This is a genomic window from Zobellia sp. OII3, from assembly GCF_002211465.1.
In the GTDB taxonomy this organism is placed as follows: Bacteria; Bacteroidota; Bacteroidia; order Flavobacteriales; family Flavobacteriaceae; genus Zobellia; species Zobellia galactanivorans.
In genome coordinates, this window is record NZ_MWRZ01000039.1 from 1 (window position 1) to 784 (window position 784).

1 protein-coding gene is annotated in these 784 nt (G+C 48.0%); it reads left to right on the forward strand.

Annotation, left to right across the window (positions count from 1 at the left end; all coding sequences use genetic code 11):
- On the forward strand, nt 1-784 hold a 784-nt coding region (locus tag B4Q04_RS22795; RefSeq protein WP_161496105.1), incomplete at both ends, for a hypothetical protein.

Genomic DNA, 784 nt, shown 5'->3' on the forward strand with positions numbered 1-784 from the left:
ACCGAGGCCGATGGAAGTGTCACCGAGATCGACGAGACGATAACGGATATCACGGGTACATCGACTACAGGAAACGAAATAGGTATTTACGAAAAGGAAGATGGTACTATCGTCTCTATCCAAGAGAGCATTGTACGTATCGAGGATAATAATGACGGGAACATCACTTTGGTCGATGAGACCGGAACCGATGTAACAGTCGCCAAATCGGATATCACGGACTTAGGAGGGGGACTTTATAGGTTTACCAATGGCGACGGAACGGATATCGATATCAACACGAACGGCATCGCCATAACCGATGTTATCGCCGGTAATCTGATAGCCACGGTAACCGAGGCCGATGGAAGTGTCACCGAGATCGACGAGACGATAACGGATATCACGGGTACATCGACTACAGGAAACGAAATAGGTATTTACGAAAAGGAAGATGGTACTACCGTCTCTATCCAAGAGAGCATTGTACGTATCGAGGACAATAATGACGGGAACATCACTTTGGTCGATGAGACCGGAACCGATGTAACAGTCGCCAAATCGGATATCACGGACTTAGGAGGGGGACTTTATAGGTTTACCAATGGCGACGGAACGGATGTGGATATCAACACGAACGGCATCGCCATAACCGATGTTATCGCCGGTAATCTGATCGCCACGGTAACCGAGGCCGATGGAAGTGTCACCGAGATCGACGAGACGATAACGGATATCACGGGTACATCGACTACAGGAAACGAAATAGGTATTTACGAAAAGGAAGATGGTACTACCGTCTCTA